Source organism: Ensifer sp. YR511 (assembly GCF_900103045.1).
In the GTDB taxonomy this organism is placed as follows: Bacteria; Pseudomonadota; Alphaproteobacteria; order Rhizobiales; family Rhizobiaceae; genus Ensifer; species Ensifer adhaerens.
Genome location: NZ_FNGR01000086.1, coordinates 1 through 1,765 on the forward strand (window position 1 = coordinate 1; position 1,765 = coordinate 1,765).

Sequence of the window (1,765 nt, forward strand, 5' to 3'; positions counted from 1 at the left end):
ATTGTCCGTTTCACCCGGACAACCGCAGGCACGATGTCGAGCGCCTCGCTGACATCCGTGCCGATACAATGAAGTTCGAACGAGCAGCACGGGCAAATCTTGCTCTCCGGCTCGATGACCTCTTCATACCGTGGAAGGTGCTTGGGCAAACGGCCGATATTGCGGGACGGCGATCGTCGGGGGGAGCGGGAAAAAGGTGGGGGTAAGAATCTTCGGATAATCGAGGCCTTTTCGGAAGGGGCACTCGTTGACAGCGCAATTGAGGATGAACGTTTGGGTCGAGCTTGTCGGGGTCGATGGCGTCGCGAAACGTCGGGAAACCGCAATCGTCGAACGGATTGTCGATGGAGCGCGCCTCGATGACCTCGGCCTCTCCCTTGGGGACGGCAAGGTGATACAGCGCCGTCTGCAGGAGGAGCTGACACAGTTTCAGGCGGATCAAGCCGGCCAGCAGGATCGGAAATGTCATGACTGCAACCGCCTTCGCGGGGTTCATGATTACAGATTTCGTACGGTCCATTCGCTCTTCGGACTTTGTCGTGTGCGCGTGCCCCGATTGCGCAGCTGCGCGTGCGGAAAGACGGCAAGATCGGGTACTGGAAGCATCGAGACCCTGTTGAATGGCAGAGCAACGCCAGAATTGGAGCGGATCCAGGCCGAACTCGGCTCCCGGCTGTCGTTTCGAGAAGCCGCCCGTGTGCTCGATCTCTTTGTTCCGGCCGCGCGACCGCATAATCATCGGACCGTCAGCAACCGGCTCGCCAAGGTCGCCGATCAGATCGAAAAGTGGGACGTCGCAAGCCCCTATCGCATCAGCCGAGCCAGCAAATCCGCCGTTTCCGTTTTCATTGATGGCGCTTACATTCGTGCGGTTCCCGGATATCAAAGCCGGCATTTCGAGATCGCGATGGGACGCGTTGTGTCACAGAATCGGCCACCGCGTCAGTTCGCGGCTGCGCCGAACGTGGCCACCGGCAAGCACGATGTCGTTCGTGCGGCGATGCGAGCGCAAGGATGGCTGCCGGGCCGCGATGTTACTGTCTTCAGCGACGGCGAAATCGGGCTGCAAAGTATCGTGCTCAGCGCAACACGCCAGCCCGTAACGCATATTCTTGACTGGTTCCACCTGTCGATGCGGCTCCGGCACATCGAACAGGCCTGGGAAGGAATAAAGCATGTCCACGACCGGAGTATCTACCTTTGGGACGTCGCGGTTCATGTGCCGAGGCTTCGGCATCTCCTTTGGAGCGGATACGTCAGGGAGGCAACCAGAGCCGTGAAGCATATGCTCGACCAGTTGGAGCAGCACACTTGGCTGCCACAAGCCAGCAACAAGCTTAAGCGCCTGTACGAACTGGTCAGAAATCTTCGCACCTATCTGGTCCAGAACAAGGCTTCGATTGTCGACTACTGCCGACGATATTGGTCAGGTCAGCCGATTTCGAGTTCTCCGGCCGAAAGTGCCGCCAACAGCCTCGTCAATGCCCGTATGAACAAGAAGCGTCAGATGCGCTGGTCTCCGATTGGCGCTCATCGGGTCCTTCAGGTCCGAGCCGCTGTTGCCGACGGACGCCTAAAACAAGCCAAGCTTGCCCTTGCAGCCTGAACCCCCACCTTTTTCCCGCTCCCAAAGAAACGGCCGCATTCTTACGGTTAAGTGCCAAACGACACGCGTCGACGAGCGCGTGGATTTTGCTTGTAAGCCCGCCGCGGGAACGTCCCATGCCTCCATCGTCTCCATCCCCTTTTTTCCCGTGGCCGCATG

General features: G+C 58.9%; 1 protein-coding gene and 2 pseudogenes. 1 reads left to right on the forward strand and 2 read right to left on the reverse strand.

Going from position 1 to position 1,765, the window contains the following annotated elements; genetic code table 11:
* A pseudogene (locus tag BLU15_RS38765) lies at window positions 1-179 on the reverse strand (IS66 family transposase zinc-finger binding domain-containing protein); the annotation flags it as partial.
* A gap of 86 nt (window positions 180-265) precedes the next feature.
* Between BLU15_RS38765 and BLU15_RS38770 the strand changes: the two are divergent.
* Entirely contained in the window at window positions 266-1,606 is a 1,341-nt protein-coding gene (locus BLU15_RS38770) for an ISKra4 family transposase (protein WP_371590423.1), read from the forward strand.
* 64 nt (window positions 1,607-1,670) lie between these two features.
* Here BLU15_RS38770 and BLU15_RS39360 read toward each other — a convergent pair.
* Window positions 1,671-1,765: pseudogene (locus BLU15_RS39360) on the reverse strand (IS5/IS1182 family transposase); the annotation flags it as partial.

What these genes read in the sequence shown, in the direction of transcription:
- BLU15_RS38770 (WP_371590423.1), top strand. Translation starts at nt 266, where the DNA reads ATGAACGTTTGGGTCGAGCTTGTCGGGGTCGATGGCGTCGCGAAACGT.